Source organism: Alteromonas sp. C1M14 (genome assembly GCF_018860965.1).
Classification (GTDB): Bacteria; Pseudomonadota; Gammaproteobacteria; order Enterobacterales; family Alteromonadaceae; genus Alteromonas.
The window spans coordinates 105500-123142 of sequence record NZ_JAHKQF010000009.1 but is presented as its reverse complement, the minus strand read 5'-3'; the positions used below and the strand labels follow the sequence as shown (position 1 = coordinate 123142).

The following is a 17643-nucleotide window of genomic DNA, read 5'->3' as shown; positions in this document are numbered from 1 at the left end:
GTGGCGCACATAAAAGGGCTTTATACTGATTGTTCAAAATTCAACGAGAACCACACTATTGAACATTACCCGGCTACCAGTACTGGCTCTTTTAATTACGGCGCTGTTTATTTTATCGCCATTGTCAGCAACAGGCACTGAGGCCGATAGTAGCAAGGATATAACGGCACCTTTTGGTCCGCCTGAACGGGAACTGATGGTGGAAGTCGAGGGCGGAAAAGTGTATGTGCGGGTCAATGGTTTATCACACCTTGATGGTATTCCGGTGATTTTTATTCACGGTGGCCCTGGCGGAACCCATAATGGTTTTGCCGGTATGTTGGGATTAGCCAGTGAGCGCATGGTCATAATGTATGATCAACTCGATAGCGGTAAGTCAGATCACCCTAACGATGAAGCAAATTGGCGTGTAGAGCGTTTTGTGGAATCACTGGAGAAGATACGCCGTGCATTAAATATTGCGCGCTGGCATATCGTTGGTCATAGTTGGGGCTCGGCGTTGGCACTGGAATACGCCGCAAAATATCCACAACGTACGGTGTCTACGGTGTTGGGCGGTACCTTTATCTCCACACCGCACTGGATCATGGACGCCAATCTGCTGGTTCAGGCTGCTCCTGAAGATACAAGACAAACTCTGAAGCAATGTGAGTCTGACTCCCCGCCGGCAGAAGACACCTGTCAGCATGCCTACACCGTATTATATTCATCATATTATCAGCCTGAGGCACCATCAAACGCGGCAGTGGCTTATTATCAAAACGTGGGCGGAAAAGGCTTTAACCCCATTATTTATAACAAAATGTGGGGGCCCAGTGAATTTTCATCAACCGGTGTGCTTAAGCACTATGATGCCACCCATTTGTTATCTAAGATTGATGGTCGCCGTACCCTTTTTATGATTGGGCAGTACGACTCGGCCCGCATTGATACGGTGCAAGATTACATCAAGCTTACGCCGGGGGCAGAGTTAGCCGTGGTGCCAGGGGGCGCTCATGGTTTCTATGCTGACCGACCCATCATCACCGAAGCCATATTGAAAGACTGGCTTAACCGCAAAGACTCTGGTATTGAAGTAAATAGATAAAACGGTTTCTATAAACAAGTGTATTTCAAAGAAGGTTTTTAATAATGACATCATCGACGGTAAGTGAAACTAGCGCGCCAGTAACCATTCCCCAAGAGGCGTTTGATTGGTACGACGAATATGCCCATGGCGACATTGATCGTCGTACTTTTTTAAGCCGTTTGGCGTCATTGTCTGTAGCCGGACTATCAGTAGGTGTGATTGGCAGCGCCCTTATTCCCGATTACGCCAAGGCCGAACAGGTGTCGTTTAATGATCCGGCCATCAAAGCCACCTACGAGGAGTTTCCGTCGCCTAAAGGGCATGGAACAGGAAGCGGCTATTTGGTCTTGCCCACGGGGTTAACCGCAAGCGAAACTGCGCCAGCGGTACTCGTGGTACATGAAAACCGGGGGCTTAACCCGTACATTAAAGATGTGGCAAGACGTTTGGCCATGGCTGGGTTTATTGCCTTTGCTCCTGATGCTTTATTCCCTCTCGGTGGTTATCCAGGTAATGATGATGACGGTCGTGCCATGCAAAGTAGTCTGGATAAAGCCAAAATTGAACAAGATTTTGTTGCCGCCGCTGAGTGGTTAAGTGCCCATGATAAAACCACGGATAAGCTGGGCGTGGTAGGCTTTTGTTTTGGCGGTTACATCAGTAACTTTTTGGCCGCGGCTTTGCCCGATAAAATTGATGCCGCTGTTCCTTTTTATGGTACTCCAGCAAAAGGTGAGCTTCGAGAGCAAGTGAAAGGGCCATTACTGTTACATTTTGGTGAAAATGATAAACGGGTAAATGCCACCTGGCCGGATTACGAAAAAACACTGAAAGACAATGGTGCGGTTTATACGGCCCATGTTTATGCCAAAGCTCAGCACGGTTTTCATAACGACTCCACAAGCCGCTATAGCCCCAAAGATGCCGAATTGGCTTGGCAGCGTACCATCGCCTTTTTTAACCAGTATTTAGGGTGATGTCGCGGATCTAAAAAACATTTTCCCCCTCGTGATGAAAACAACATTCCGCCGCGAGGGGGCCAGTGTTAATTTGACCAATCTTCAATATAGGAATGGTAGTTATTCCGCCATTGCTCTACGGTTAAAGGGTTACCGTCCATGTCTACCATGGTGGCGTTAAATAAATTGGTAAACTGATAATCTTCAGTGGCCAAATATTCCTCAATATCCTCAGGATTCTCATCTGAATATATATTGGTCACCAGCGCTTTTAATTCAGACATGAAGTTCACCAAGGTTTCTCTTCCGTTTGCTTCTTCTAAATATTGATAAGCTAGGGCGTAGTGGCCGTAGGCATCATCAACGTATGTTTCATCAAAGCTGTAGATCACAAGGGTAGGGTCATACTCATCGTGCTTGTTTTTCGCCACTGTGCCCATACCGCTTAAATACGTAGCCTGACCTTCTAACCACCATCTAGGAAGGGGTTGGACTAGGGTGGCATCCATGGTGAAAACAAGTTGTATGGTATGAATTAATTCGTGGGTGATAAGTTCGCTGGCGTCGGAAGGGGGGTTAACCGATGGTGCCGCAATGACGATCCCCGCATAGGTTCCTTCCCCCCAATAATTATCGTTTACGCCTTCGTGCAAACAGACATAAATTTTATCGTCTATATTTAAGGAGGAATATTCGTCGAAGTCGTTCGCTTCTTCGATCACGGTATCCATGACCGTTTGCGCGTCGGTGTAGGTGGCAAGGGTAACCGCCCATTCATACAGGTTAAAGTTAAAATCCTCCGTGTCACGGGTTTCGAGTATGTCCGTGGGGAGTGTGAATTCTCCAAATGATGATGAAGGATCATCCTTCAGATCTACTAGATCTTCAAGGAAATGGTTTCGTGCAAAAAAGCGGGCATGGGTGCGTTCTGCGTAGAATTCTTCCTTGGTAATACCCATCACATCAAGTGCATCTTGAAAGTAACTTTCCACCCAGTTCGCGGCCGTTTCAAAATCCGAGTCAGGTAAGTCTGGATTGCCAAAAACATAAACGTTTTCCGTTTCATAATATTGGGTGCGGTTTTCTTCACATGGCAAGGCTTCCTCGCCTAAATATTCGGCATCATAAACACCATTGTAATCCGGTGAATAATACACGCCGGTGTCGGCGCTGAATTTAAAGCTGCCTGCTACGGACTCTACGCTGCTGGCTTCTTCTGAACCTCCACCGCAACCCATTAGGGTGACGGCAATTCCTGCCAATATCATTGATCTTTTCACTTTTTGCTTTACTCCAAGTTGTGTTTATTTTTCATATGTTCTGTGCTGACCGTCGAAACCATCCCTAGGAAAATCGAAAGGGGGAGGTGAATTGCGAGTAGGTCACATAAGAAAATTACTAATAGAGTTATCGCCTTTTGGCTTATTTCTTTATATATAACAACACGTTAGTTTTTATTCGGAAAATAGCAGAGAAATGAAAATAAGGAAATGGGTTAAGGGCTTTTAGTGACTTATTTCATGTAAAAAATCAGTAAAGGATGAAACCTAAGAAAAATCGTCAATTATTATGCTTGCGGTCACTAAGCGGACAAATCTGTTCAACCATCCATCAGGGAATAGAGTCACAAGAGTATTTTGGCTTGTAATTCGTCCATTTAGTCAACTATTGCAAAGGATGTGTAAAGAATACATAAAGTTATGTAAGGGTGTATACCCGTTCGCGTCATAAAAATGCAATATAAAAAGAGAACAATCTCGACGCATAAAAACACCACGCCACACCATAAAAGCGTAAACATTTAGAGATTGTTTTGGGTGTGTCTAATGGCAAATACTCTTAAGGGAGAGAAACATGAAAACGAACAGGCAGATCAGCCGCATTGCGATGGCTGTGGCGCTCTCTATTGGTCTCGCGACCAGTGCAGTAGCTGCGACGGGGCAATCATCCGCTATGCGAGGGTCCATTGTAGGGCCTATGGGAAATCCTGCAGCAGGCAGTAAGATTACCATCATTCACCAGCCTTCCGGTACGGTTAAAGAGGTTGAGGTCAACGAAGATGGCCTTTTCTCAGCACGTGGTTTACGTGTTGGTGGTCCTTATATGATAGTCGTAGAGTCTAATAAGTTCCAAAGCCGTATTATTGAAGACGTATTTTTAGATCTCAATAATACCTTTGAACTTGATGCGAAATTAGAATCTTTATCTGATGTGGAACGCATTACCGTAACAGGTACCCGTGATTTCTTCTCTAATAATGGTTCAAATTCTGTTTTTGATGAATCGAAAATTCAAAATGCGCCAACCTTTAACCGTGACGTAAAAGAGTTGGTGAGAAACAACCCGTTGGCGGTGGTTAGTGCCGATGGTGAAGAACTGAGTATTGCAGGTAGCAACCCTAAATATAATACGTTTACCGTAGATGGTGTTGGTGTTAACGATACTTTCGGTTTGCAAGATAATGGTTATCCTACTTCCCGCTCACCGGTTTCATTAGACGCAATTAGCCAAATCTCTGTGGAGTTTACGCCTTTTACCGCCCGTGCGGGTAAGTTCGGCGGGGGTAATGTGAATGTGGTAACCAAGTCTGGTACCAACGAGTTTCACGGTAGCATGTTCTACGAAGAAACCCCATTCGTTGGCACCGCAAAAGACAAAAAGCTGAATAATACAACTTATGATTTGGACAACAACGAAACCACCTATGGGTTTACTGTTGGTGGTCCGCTTATCAAAGATAAGTTGTTCTTCTTTGGTTCTTACGAGAAGTGGGAAGAAGAAGCCGGCACCACATATAACGAAGATATCTATGACGAAGAATTGGTGACTGCTGCCAACGATGCAATCAGCATTCTGGCCAACACCTATGGATTAGAAGATTCAATTGCCACCGGTTCTGCACCGGATGAAGATGAAAAAATTCTGATCAAATTGGATTGGAACATCAATAATGATCACCGTGCAGACTTTACCTATAGTCACCAAGAAAATACGTCTGCCCAAGTATTTAACGATAACGCAGATGTGATTTATTTAACGTCGAATACCTGGACAAAAGCCCAAGATAATACTTACTACACCGCCCACGTTTACTCCGACTGGACTGCTGACTTCCAAACAGAAGTCAGTTTGTCTTATAAAGAGTTTTCTCAGGAGTCAGTAACCGCATCAGATTGGGGTGAAATCAATATCGATACTGGTGCAGGTACCGATAGCGGCTACTCGATTGTGGCAGGTACTGACGAGAACCGTCACGCCAACGTACTGAAAAATGAAGTATGGAATTTTGCGGTTCACGCCACGTATTTGGCCGGTGATGTTGAATATAAATTCGGTACAGAAATCGAAAATACATGGAACTATAACCTGTATGGACGTGATTCTTTAGGTACCTGGTACTTCGATGATTTGGATGACTTTGAAGACAAAAACATCTCTTACTTCGAATATTCAAACGCCTACACTAACGATGTACAAGATTTAGCGTACGATGTTTCTAGTACTTCTTTTGCGTTTTATGGTGATGCCACTTACGAACTGTTCGATAACTTCACGGTTACCGGTGGATTACGTTATGAATATCTGTTGGTGGATGATTCACCTGCGGAAAATAGTAATTTCCTAGACACCTACGGTTTCTCAAACACTGAAAACTTAGATGGTTTCGATATCCTGTTACCTCGTGTCAGTTTCGACTGGGCAGTGTCTGATGATGTTACCGTACGCGGTGGTATTGGTCGCTTCTATGGCGGTATGCCATTGGTGTGGATCTCTAATGCTTACACCACTGATGGTGTAACAAATGACTCGGTGGCATTCTCTTCCCTTGATGCCAGTGCGGTGGACTTCACCTCTATTCCCGAGTCGGCTCAAGCGGCGCTAATGCAAGGCGCGGGTAGCACCAACTCTATCGATCCGGATTTTGAATTGCCTTCTGATTGGCGTTATCAGATTGGTGTTGACTATGTGTTTGACGTACCTGGGTTGGGTGAGAACTTTGCTTGGACAAACGAACTCACCTACGTTGACCGTAAGGATGCCGCATATTGGGTAGACTTATCTCGTGTAGACAATGGCAACACTACTGTTGAAGGACGTACCATCTGGGATAACGTTTATGACGGTACTGAATACGATGGTAACTATGATATTCAGTTAACTAACTCTGATGACGGTGGCCGTAGTATCTTGTTTACTTCTGCGCTAAGCAAGCAGTGGGACAATGGATTCCGTTTCAATGCATCCTATACCCATCAGGATATTACAGAAGCGAATCCAGGCACCAGTTCAACGGCGGAATCAAACTATCAGTACGAAGTTACGGTTAACCGTAATGATCCGTTGGTCGGTACCGCATACTACGAGATTGAACACCGTTTAGTCATGAACCTTGGTTATACCCATCAGTTCTTTGCAGGCTATAACACCACCTTTGATTTGTACTTCGAGCGTCGCTCTGGTCGTCCTTTCTCATGGGTGCTGGGCGCTTATCAGGATGATGATTTCGGCGATCAAGCTGAATTCGATGATGCAGATGTTTACTTGCCTTACTTGCCATCTAGCAGCAGTGATGCGGCCTTTGATTTCGATGCAGGCTTAAGCTATGACGAAATCATGGCCATTGCTGAAGAAGCGGGTATTGCAGCGTCTGCCGGTGGTTATGCGGGTAAATATACCCAAACACAACCTTGGATCACCACGGTGGACTTGTCCATATCTCAGGAAATCCCAGGTTTTGTTGAAGGTCATAAAGGTAAGGTTTACCTGAACATTGACAACTTCGCTAACCTGCTAAACAGCGATTGGGGCAATGTGTACGAGATGACCTATCCTCAGGCAATATTGTATGACTTTGATGTTAACGATGAAGGTCAATATGTATTGTATGAAGCCTACGGCGGCACAAACACCAGTAATTATGACAGCTTTGATGAAGAAGCTTCAGCTTGGCGCATAAAGGTTGGTGTTAAATACACTTTCTAAAAGACGTATTTACATTCTACAGATAAAAAAACCAGCGTTTATCGCTGGTTTTTTTTTACCTCAAAAAGCCGGTTATAGATCGATAACTATTTGGTCAAAATAAACGATTGACCCCGTACCGTCCATTACAGAGAAGCCGGCAAAATCCACATAGCCCGATTTTTGCGTCATGGCGAAGTTATCTCTTTCGTGAATCAATTCATAATCGGAGGTGTTGTTTTTGGTTTCAGAAAAAACACCGAGTACTTCTTTATCTGTACCATGGCGTATCTGTTTACTGCTAAGTAGCAACTGATCGACTTTTTTGTCGTACACAAATGTCAGAAAGAACATGCCCTTATCAGAGGTATTAATAAACTGCTCTATATAGGTAATTTCGTCGCTTTTAATCCGTGAGTTGCCGGTGTCGCCATAGCCAATCCAGTAACTGCTCCACTCATTATCATCGGTAAAAACGAAACTAATGGCATTGTAAATTTTCATTTTTGTGTCATTGTCGTTTGACAGTTTTAATTCGCTCACCACACTGGTGATTAACGTGCGTATACCTTCATCCAAGGTACCGTACTCATCAAGCGCGGCGGCATTAAAAGAAAATAACAGTGAGGCAATTAACAGCAACTTTTTCATCTTACATCCCTTATATTCATAGCAGTTCGAAATCCGTTATTGATGGCGTTGAGGTTATTACCTATGGGTATGTGGCCATTAAACTAATGGGCTGGGAAGTTAGAAAAATGGCGCAAACCAGCCTTATCAATAGTTGTTATAAATACAGCTTTTTGACGAGATAATCCAGCAACAGCCGGACTTTTGTAGAAATATGCCGAGTCTGTGGGTAAACCGCCCATATCCCGTCATCTTCTATTTGATAGCTTTCTAAGACTACATCTAATACCCCCTTTTTGATGTCCTCACTGACGTAATAATCCGGTAATTGGACAATGCCTAATCCTTTGCGGGCCGCATCACGGATGGCGATGCCGCTGTTACAGCGTAATCGAGGATGAACCCGCAATGGGGTTTGCTTGCCATGAAGTGTAAACTGCCAATGAGAGGACGTGCCGGCGATACATTGATGTTGCTTAAGTTCACTGATGGTAGTGGGTTTGCCGTACTGTTCAAAATAGGCTGCAGATGCACAGGTGTATAAGGTCCGTGCACCCAGTCGACGAGCCCGTAGTGAAGAGTTTTCTAAGTCGCCCAGGCGGATGGCAAGGTCATAGTTGTCCTGCACTAAATCTAATACTTGATTGGTTAAATTTAGTGACACTTCAATACGGGGGTTTTCGATTAAAAAGGTATTGATGATAGGCGCGACTATTCGCTCACCAAAGGTGACAGGGGCCGTGAGTGTTAATTTTCCCGAAGGTGTATGTTGCTGTGCACTGATCTGTCGTTCGGCATCACCTAATTGGTCTAGCATATGACGGCATTGGTGATAAAACTGTTGGCCCATGTCTGTGGGTGTCACAACCCGAGTGGTGCGATTTAGCAGTTTTGTCTCTAACCGGCGCTCGAGTGCGGTGACCTTGCGGCTTACTTTTGCCGTGGAAATACCTAATACCTTACCGGCGAGGGTAAAGCTGCGTTGATCCGTCACAGTGACAAATTCCACAATGCCGTCCAAATTCATCTTGTTACCTATTGTTGCATTTATGAAAAAGTGATTTTCAATATGCTTGTATTGTTACATTTATGGAGTAGGTTACAATAGGTGAATATTCAAAGTAGGAGATTTTTATGGCTGAGGTTATTACATGTAAAGCGGCGGTGGCGTGGGAAGCGAAAGCGCCTTTGTCCATAGAAGAAGTGCAGGTTGCGCCACCTAAGGCAGGAGAAGTCAGAATAAAAATCCTCGCCACTGGTGTATGCCATACCGATGCTTTCACGTTGTCAGGTGAAGATCCTGAAGGTGTTTTTCCGGCTATTTTAGGCCATGAAGGCGGTGGTATTGTGGAATCGGTAGGCGAAGGTGTAACCAGTGTACAAGTGGGTGACCATGTCATTCCCTTATATACGCCAGAATGTGGGGAATGTAAGTTTTGTTTGTCAGGAAAAACGAACCTTTGCCAGAAAATTCGTGAAACCCAAGGTAAAGGCTTGATGCCTGATGGCACCTCCCGTTTTAGTATTAATGGTAAACCCATTTATCATTATATGGGAACCTCCACGTTTTCTGAGTATACCGTGCTCCCTGAAATCTCCTTGGCAAAAATTAATCCTGAGGCACCGTTAGAAGAAGTGTGTTTGCTAGGTTGTGGTGTGACCACAGGCATGGGCGCAGTGATGAATACGGCCAAAGTGCAAGAAGGCGACACCGTGGCTATTTTCGGACTGGGCGGTATTGGGTTATCGGCTATTATCGGTGCGAGCATGGCGAAAGCGGGACGCATTATCGCCATTGATATCAACGAAAGTAAATTCGATTTGGCGAAAAAGTTAGGCGCAACGGATTGTGTGAATCCCAAAGCATTCGACAAACCTATTCAAGAGGTCGTTGTTGATATGACGGACGGCGGCGTGGACTTTTCCTTTGAATGCATTGGCAATGTGAACGTGATGCGTTCGGCCTTAGAATGTTGTCATAAAGGCTGGGGCGAATCCGTGATCATTGGGGTGGCAGGAGCCGGACAAGAAATTTCCACCCGCCCATTTCAATTGGTTACTGGACGAGTATGGCGTGGTACTGCCTTTGGTGGCGTAAAAGGGCGTTCAGAATTACCCGACTACGTTGAACGCTATATGGCGGGAGAATTTAAACTCAATGACTTTATTACCCACACTATGCCATTAGAGTCGGTAAATGAGGCGTTCGATCTTATGCATGAAGGAAAAAGCATACGAAGTGTTGTTCACATGGCCTAAATGGGTTCACTGAGCAAAAAACCGGGCTTGTTCCCGGTTTTTTTATCGGTTCATAATGCGTGATACATTTTCGGTTACGCTGACCGCACCTTGATGAATTTCATCCATGACAGCTTGTACGCCTTCTATCTGCTCGGCATTTTTATCTACCTTGCTTTTTACTTCTGTCATTTTGTCACTGGCCTGCTGCGCCAGTCCTTTGTTTTCTGTCACTACCGCTTCTATTTCTACCGTAGAATCACTGGTACGTTTTGCCAGTTGTCGTACTTCGTCGGCAACAACTGCGAACCCTCTGCCTTGGTCACCGGCACGGGCCGCTTCGATGGCGGCGTTTAAGGCGAGTAAGTTTGTTTGATCAGCAATACTGCGAATGGTCGACACAATGGATTCAATATTGGCAGATTGCGAGGTGAGTTGCTCAATAAGCACATTCGCCTGATCCACCTCTAGCAGCGTGTCATGAAATACACTAACCGACTGGTTAAGCGATTCTGTGCCCTGTAAAGCAATTTGCGATGTTTCCTCTGAAATAGACACCGCATGTTCAGAGGCACTGGCTATGCCTTGTTGTTCTACTACCTTTGCGGTGATGTCGGCAGCAAATTTTACAATTTTGCGAACCTTTCCATCGGCAGTGAAAATCGGATTGTACGTCGCTTCTAACCACAGGGTGTCTCCGTTTGCGTGTCGGCGTTTAAACTGACCGGATTGAAAATTACCGGCGGCTAGAAATTCCCAAAAATTAGGATTATCTATGTAAAAATCATCGAAACAGAACATGCGGTGATGCTTATTTTGAATGTCGTTTAAGGTATATCCTATGGCAGTAAGAAAGTTATCGTTGGCGGTGATAATTGTACCATCGGGCTCAAATTCGATAACGGCCATCGAGCGATCTAGTGCACTGGCTATGGCTTGTGCCCGCTCGGCTTGATCTTTTTCGGCAGTAATATCACACGCCAGTTTCATGATTGCGGTAACATTTCCATGGGCATCAAGCACTGGTTCGTAACTGGCCTCCAGCCACACATCCGAGCCGTTACTGTGTCTGCGCTGAAATTGTCCTGTTTGGGCGTGACCTTGAGCAAGATCCCGCCAAAACTGACGGTAGGCAGGGGTTTCTACAAGTTCGGGAAAACATAAGGTGCTGTGATGCTGGCCAACAATATCTTGTGACGATAAGCCGAATATGTCCGCAAAGGGCTGATTTGCTTCGGTGACATGACCGTCTGGGGTAAATACGACGCAAGGATTATTACGTTTTATTGCATTGATGAAAGCTTGATAGTGATGAATCTCGTCTTTTAACTGGCGGATATCGCGCTTATACACCGATTGTGAAACAAACATAATAATGGCTCATAAATTATTATTAAAATATAATTAAATAATACTTAAATCTGGCGAAAAAGCGCTAATCCAATAGTTTAATTTTGCACCCCTTAAAACACTTAAATTTAAGCACTTGTGTCGTGTCACTGATTTTACTTTACGCGGCCACAAGACAAAAAAGAGAGAGGTTAACCCGCTTTTAGGGTAGGCTTATTTTGCCCATTGTCGTATTTGGAATTGCGTATTTGTTGCCGTTAAAACAAGGCGTCCCGCCTAAGGTTTCGTTGGCGAGGATGGCAAATAATAATGCTTCTTTTGCATCAGGGTTAATACCAATCGTGGCCAGATTTTTTAACTCTATCTTGGCCGGTAAGGCCTGAGCAATCCCGTCCATTAGCACCGGATTATGCACGCCGCCGCCGCTGGCATAAACCGTCGCAGACATCTCATTTCCTAGAGTTTGTTGGATACTATCAACAATCACTCGGGCACTAAAAGCGGTAAGCGTAGCAATGACGTCTAGGTTGCTGATCGATAGGGTGTTACTTGTTCGCCTAGCGTGGTTCAAATACGCTAAGTTAAAGACTTCGGGGCCGGTGGTTTTAGGCACTGAATAGGTGAAAAAGTCGTGATCTAGTAAGGCATTTAAAAGTGCAGTATTTACCGAGCCTGCTGCGGCCAGCAGTCCGTCTTTATCAAAACGTAGATGGCTGAAATGCTGAGCCACGAAGGCATCAATAATCGTGTTTCCCGGGCCTACATCGGTACTAAAAACCTCTTCAGCATTATCAGAAGCGGGTAACCAGGTGAAATTAGCAATCCCGCCCATATTGAGCAAAATACGGTTTTCTTGTAACGAAGAAAACACGAGGTAATCACCGTAAACGGCTAAGGGGGCACCTTCTCCGCCTGCGGCAATGTGCTTTTGGCGAAAATCAGAAAAGGTAAGAATACCGGTGGAGGTCGCTAACCGATCGCCATCGCCAATTTGTAGTGTGCCGTTACCGTAATTCGGTAAACCGTGTTGCTCTTGTGGGCAATGAAAAATAGTTTGGCCATGGCTCGCTATGCAATCAATGTCTTGAGGATCCACTTGCCATGCTTGCAGGGTTTGGTTGATCAGTTGGCCATGATATTCGCCCACGTAGCCATTCAGCAAAGTCACTTCCTGTAGATCTACCGTTCGCTTGGCAAATATATCTCGAATGGCAGCTTGAAACTGAGCGGTGTAAGGCACGGTGACAAAACGTTCAACGGTGGCCGCGGTGTTTTTTCCATATCCACTTATATGGCATAGCGCGATATCTAGGCCATCTAAGGACGTCCCACTCATTAAGCCAAGAATACGACGACTGGGTTTCTGGCAGGCGGTATAAAGTTTCTCGATATAGCTATTCATGGGATAAATCACACTCTCACTGAATCTTTGAACCGACAACTGGTGGTCGGCCAGTCTAGGGTAATCATTCAAACCGTAAATTTACCACGATAAAATAAATTATTCTTGAAATAAATGTTCATTTGTTATAAAAAATTGTTACATTATGACGATAATAACAACATACTTAGTCATACTGGTATTTATTCTTCCTGAAAGTGGTCCTGGCACTTGCACTGGCGGAATTACATTTTTCTCATCACTCAATTGGAGATATTATGCAACGCCATAGTAAACACTCTTCTGTACGCAGTTTTACAAAAGCGGCATTCGCTGTTCAATTAGCACTATTATCCGCAACCGGCGCAGCCCAGAGCACTTCTGAAGACGACGTTGAAGTTGTCAATGTAACAGGTTCACGCATTCCTCGTGCAGAAGTGGTTTCTACAAGTCCTGTGACTTCTGTAGAAGAATTTCAACTACAGCTCGACCGCGCGGTGAATGTAGAAGATATCATATTCAAGTTACCTCAAGCACCTAGCAGCGGCGCCAGTGGCGGCTCAGCTACCACAATTGATTTACGCGCATTGGGCCAAAACCGCACACTTGTATTGCTTGACGGTACTCGTGCTGTTCCTTTTGGGTTTCGTAATGCTGTGGATGTCAATGCCATCCCTGCGGGCTTGATTAAGCGAGTGGATGTGCTTACCGGTGGCGCAGCCGCCGTTTACGGTGCCGATGCGGTGTCTGGTGTGGTTAATTTCATCATGAATGATGATTTTGATGGTGTGGAATTTTCTACTAGTTATGAGATGCCAGAAGATGGCGCTGAACAGTTTAATGCCGAAGCCATTTTTGGTGGCGATATTATGGATGGCAAAGGCCACCTAACCGGGTTTGTTAGCTATTCGGACCGTCAGGCGTTATTGGCTGGCGATCGGGCTTTTGCCATGGAAAATAATACAGAGGTTGTCAATACCGGAGGGTATTACACCGATGTAGCATCAGGAAACAGTTTTGGTATTGATGATAGCGGGGCGCTTACGGAAGATAAAAACACCGTAGATTCTACTGCTGGTCGGTATTTGGTTTCACCGATGACACGTAAATCTACTGGCTTATTCTGGGATGTGGATCTACACGACAATGTGACCATGTACGGCCGCGCCCTTTATTCGCAAATGGAAGTGTGGTCTTCAGGCAGTGTGGGGCAAACGCCAATCTCAGTGAATGAAGAAGTCACCCTAACCGCAGACAATCCGTATTTAACCGATGAAATTGCCGACCAGCTTACCTTTGATGCCAACGGTGAGGCCGTGGTCAATGTAGAGCGCAACCTAGGTTTGGGATTACAAAAAACGAAGACCGACCGAGACCGTTTCCAATTCCAAGTAGGGTTTCGCGGTGATATTACCGATTATCTCCGTTACGATGGTTACTTCCAGCATGGCAAAACCGACGAAACCGATACGGTCTATAACTCCGGTTACGAAACGACCAGCAGTGGTACCAGCAGCTTTGCTGGAATTGCCAATAGCGTGAACTTATTCGACCCGTCAGTATCATTAACGGATCTTGAAACCACGCTGACTTACCATACCCGTGAGCGTACGCAAAATGTAGCCGCAATCACCCTCTCTGGTGAATCTACCCCCCTGTTTGAACTGCCAGCAGGGCCGATAAGCTATGCTGTTGGCTATGAATACCGCCGAGAAGCTGGTGTACAAAGACCTGGTGATGCCTTTAGTTTAGGTACGACCTATTCATCAAGTAGTTCAGTCAGTATTGATGCCAGTTTCTACAGTAAAGAAGCGTATTTGGAAGTATTAGTACCGTTATTGGTGGATAAGCCTTTCATTCAATCTTTAGATTTTGAAGGGGCATACCGGGTATCTAGCTATTCAAATACCGACGCAGACGATACCCATAAACTGGGCCTCAACTGGACAGTCAACGATGATTGGCGCGTTCGTTGGACCCGTCAATCTGCCTTCCGTGCGCCCAACTTAGGTGAATTTGCCGGGCCGGTATCTGGGTTGTCATTAGCGTTGTTTGACCCATACAGTGACCAATTTATTAGTAGTTTAGCCGGCCGTTTTGAAGGTGATCCTTGCTTGCTAGGTACAGGTGATGCCGATCAGTGTGCACGTTTAGGTGCTCCTGCGGTGGGAACTGAGTGGGATTCTTCCTCAGCTCAGTATACCTATGGCGGTAACCCAAACATTCGTCCAGAAAAAGCAGATTCCACCACCATTGGCGTGGTTTATACGCCAGAATATATCGAAGGTTTCGACCTTACGGTAGATTGGTATCAAATTGAAATTGATGATGCGATTTGGGTTATTCAACCAGCCGCTGCCTTACAAAGCTGCTATATCGATAATCCTGTTGCTGGTAACCCGTTATGTGATGCCGTTTTGCGAGATCCAGAAACCGGCTTTATCACTACCGCTTTGGTGAATGACTTTAATGTATCGAGTTTTGCACAAGAAGGCGTGGATGTAACAGCGCAATATAAATTTGCAGCGCCGCAAAGCATCGGGGGCGAATTCAGCTTTAATTATTCTGCGAATATTGTCACCTTGGCGGAAAAACAGCTAGATCCCACGTTACCGGTAGAAGATTGTAAAGGTACTTATGGTACGGCTTGTACCGGCGACTATGCCAGTTCATTGCAAGCTGATTACAAACATCGCATGAGCTTTGGCTGGGCGTTAGAAGATGTAAATATGCAGGTTAGCTGGCGTCGTATTGGTGATGTGGTATATGCCAGTGACCCCAGCGTGTCCATTGCTGCACAAAATTACATTGATGTGGCGGCTTCCTGGCAAGTAAGCGATAGCCTAAATGTGGGAGCGGGTATCGATAACCTCTTTAACAAAGAGGCACCTGTACCCGAGGCCGGTGCAACCCGCTATAACACGGTAAGTGGTTACGATGTGGTTGGACGTTCCATTGGCGTATCAATGAGATACACGCCTACTCTGTAACGTTTTACCAGTGTAGTCGCAATAAACAGCATGCGGTCGTTTTTACGGCCGCATTGTTGTAAAAACAATGGTACGTTAACTTTACAACACACCTATGATGTGTGGATTAATCAGATATACCGTGAATTAATAATATTAAATTACATTGTATGATTTATAAGCGGGATAAAAAATTTAATGATAGAGGCGCTTTATGATTGCTAAATTAGTTTCGGGCAGACGGTTGTTGCAGTTCGTAATATGCTTAAGCGGCCTTCAAGTAATAAATGGTTGCGCTATGACACCGGATCCTGAGACAGCGCAAATTCGCCGGGATCTCGCGCAAAAAATCATGCTCGATTTTCGCTACTTCTGCGAACAAGACACCGAGCGTTGTCGTACTCCCATGACACAACTACCGCCTGAACTGTCAGACTTGATCACCGATTCAGGGCTTGGTGGGGTGATCTTGTTTAGTGAAAACCTTGCTTATCCTGACCAAATTACGCGGTTAACCACAGATCTACAACAAGCGGCTATGTCTGCAGACGCCGGACAGCCTTTGCTAATAGGTATTGATCAGGAAGGCGGTCGTGTATTTAGAACGCCACGAATGTTCACCACAGATTTCCCAGGTAATATGGCCATTGGCGCCACTTGGGAGAAATCCGGTACCCAGTACGCGACCATAAGCGGTAAAATTATTGCCCGTGAACTTAAGGCGCTAGGTATTAATACCAACTTTGCACCAGACGTGGATGTGAATGCGAACTTGGCCAACCCGGTAATCAATGTTCGTGCGTTTGGGCAAACTCCGTCACAAGTGGCACAACTGGGCGAAGCACAACTTACGGCGATGCAAAATGAAGGGGTGCTTGGCACCTTGAAGCATTTTCCTGGTCATGGGGATACCCACACCGACAGCCATTTGGCACTGCCAGTGGTGGATCACGATAGAGCCACCATTGATGCCATCGATCTTTACCCGTTCAAGAAAATTATAGCGCAGTCATCACCGGCTCTTGTGATGACCGCGCATATTCAATATCCCCAACTTGATAGCAGTACCTTAAAGGACAAAGCCGGTCGGGATCAGATTAAGCCAGCCACCTTATCGAAAAAAATTCTTACAGGAATTTTGCGTGATGAACTGGGCTTTAAGGGGCTTATTGTTACTGACGCTATGAATATGGCGGGTATTGCTAAGTTCTTCGATCAAACCGATGCCGTAGCGGCCACTTTTGCGGCAGGTAGTGACATGGTCGTGATGCCCTTACCGGTGCATTCAAAAGCCGATATTCGTCGCTATAATACCCTGTTAGATACCTTGGTAGAGAAAGTAAAAAGCGGCGAGCTAGACAGAAATGCAATTGCCGCGTCGGCTGCGCGTATTCGTGCCACAAAACAACAATACCATCTGGCCTCTTGGTCTGCACCGACCCCCGCACTTTTGCAAGGGGGCTTGGTGGAGAATAAGCAACAAGCACAGCGGGTTGCAGATGAAGCCATTACTCGCCTTAAAGGTAAGCGTCAAGATTACATGGTATCTCCCCAAGACAACGTGTTAATGCTGATGCCAGAGGCCCACTTATGTGATGCGCTCACATATCATTTTGCTTTATATCGCCCACAGCAAACAGTGAATTGCTTAAGCTTACAACAGGTAAGTGAAACGTCGTTACAAAGTGCAATGGCGCAGGCTGATACGGTGGTGTTAGGCAGTATGACGCCAGCACCTAGCTTGGTAGAGCTAGGCGGAATGGAAGATATGGATGAAAACGCAGAGCAGATCTTAAATTTTGAACAAGCACAGAATATGCTGCCTGCACTGTTAGAGGATGCCAAAGAAGCCGGGAAACAGCGTATCTTAGTGTATTTGCGCATGCCTTATGATAGCGCTCGTTTGGATAAACGCAGTGATGCGGTGTTGGTCACCTACAACGCCAATGTGTATGCCTTAAGCGAAGAGGAAGACAGCCCCTATACAGGTGTTGCCATAGACAGTTTAACCCGGGTATTTGTCGGTATGCTTGAACCTACAGGCACGGTGCCTGTCTCTTTAGATGAACGTGAACAATACTAAGT

11 protein-coding genes are annotated in these 17643 nt (G+C 45.4%); 6 read left to right on the top strand and 5 right to left on the bottom strand.

Features of this window, described 5'->3' with window-relative positions; all coding sequences use genetic code 11:
• The first annotated feature begins 58 nt into the window (after window positions 1-58).
• Both KO501_RS08130 and KO501_RS08125 read left to right on the top strand, forming a co-directional pair.
• The gene (locus KO501_RS08130) at window positions 59-1087 is read left to right on the top strand and encodes a proline iminopeptidase-family hydrolase (RefSeq protein WP_252728265.1); all 1029 of its coding nucleotides are present in this window, start codon (window positions 59-61) and stop codon (window positions 1085-1087) included.
• 44 nt (window positions 1088-1131) lie between these two features.
• On the top strand, window positions 1132-2046 hold the full coding sequence (locus KO501_RS08125; RefSeq protein WP_216029157.1) for a dienelactone hydrolase family protein: 915 nt from the start codon (window positions 1132-1134) through the stop codon (window positions 2044-2046).
• A gap of 68 nt (window positions 2047-2114) precedes the next feature.
• Here KO501_RS08125 and KO501_RS08120 read toward each other — a convergent pair whose 3' ends face one another.
• Window positions 2115-3308 carry a hypothetical protein gene (locus KO501_RS08120; RefSeq protein ID WP_216029156.1) on the bottom strand — a complete coding sequence of 398 codons (1194 nt, stop codon included), beginning with the start codon at window positions 3306-3308 and terminating at the stop codon, window positions 2115-2117.
• A 574-nt stretch (window positions 3309-3882) separates the two neighbouring features.
• Between KO501_RS08120 and KO501_RS08115 the strand changes: the two genes are divergently transcribed.
• Entirely contained in the window at window positions 3883-7011 is a 3129-nt protein-coding gene (locus KO501_RS08115) for a TonB-dependent receptor (protein ID WP_216029155.1), read from the top strand.
• 72 nt (window positions 7012-7083) lie between these two features.
• Here KO501_RS08115 and KO501_RS08110 read toward each other — a convergent pair whose 3' ends face one another.
• Window positions 7084-7641 (bottom strand): hypothetical protein, encoded by a 558-nt coding sequence (locus KO501_RS08110; protein ID WP_216029154.1) that lies wholly within the window; start codon window positions 7639-7641, stop codon window positions 7084-7086.
• A 136-nt stretch (window positions 7642-7777) separates the two neighbouring features.
• Window positions 7778-8647 (bottom strand): LysR substrate-binding domain-containing protein, encoded by an 870-nt coding sequence (locus KO501_RS08105; protein ID WP_216029153.1) that lies wholly within the window; start codon window positions 8645-8647, stop codon window positions 7778-7780.
• Window positions 8648-8754: 107 nt separating this feature from the next.
• Between KO501_RS08105 and KO501_RS08100 the strand changes: the two genes are divergently transcribed.
• Window positions 8755-9879 carry an S-(hydroxymethyl)glutathione dehydrogenase/class III alcohol dehydrogenase gene (locus KO501_RS08100; RefSeq protein WP_252728264.1) on the top strand — a complete coding sequence of 375 codons (1125 nt, stop codon included), beginning with the start codon at window positions 8755-8757 and terminating at the stop codon, window positions 9877-9879.
• 42 nt (window positions 9880-9921) lie between these two features.
• Here the strand turns inward: KO501_RS08100 and KO501_RS18470 are convergent, their stop codons facing one another.
• Window positions 9922-11229, bottom strand: a complete 1308-nt coding sequence (locus tag KO501_RS18470; RefSeq protein ID WP_216029152.1) for a PAS domain-containing methyl-accepting chemotaxis protein — start codon at window positions 11227-11229, stop codon at window positions 9922-9924.
• 181 nt (window positions 11230-11410) lie between these two features.
• The gene (locus tag KO501_RS08090; protein ID WP_216029151.1) at window positions 11411-12610 is read right to left on the bottom strand and encodes an anhydro-N-acetylmuramic acid kinase; all 1200 of its coding nucleotides are present in this window, start codon (window positions 12608-12610) and stop codon (window positions 11411-11413) included.
• Between the two features lie 257 nt (window positions 12611-12867).
• Here KO501_RS08090 and KO501_RS08085 point away from each other — a divergent pair, with 257 nt between their 5' ends.
• Window positions 12868-15579, top strand: a complete 2712-nt coding sequence (locus tag KO501_RS08085) for a TonB-dependent receptor (RefSeq protein WP_216029150.1) — start codon at window positions 12868-12870, stop codon at window positions 15577-15579.
• A gap of 277 nt (window positions 15580-15856) precedes the next feature.
• A complete protein-coding gene (locus tag KO501_RS08080; RefSeq protein ID WP_216029149.1) occupies window positions 15857-17641 on the top strand; it encodes a glycoside hydrolase family 3 protein in 1785 nt (594 codons plus the stop codon).
• Window positions 17642-17643: the final 2 nt, after the last annotated feature.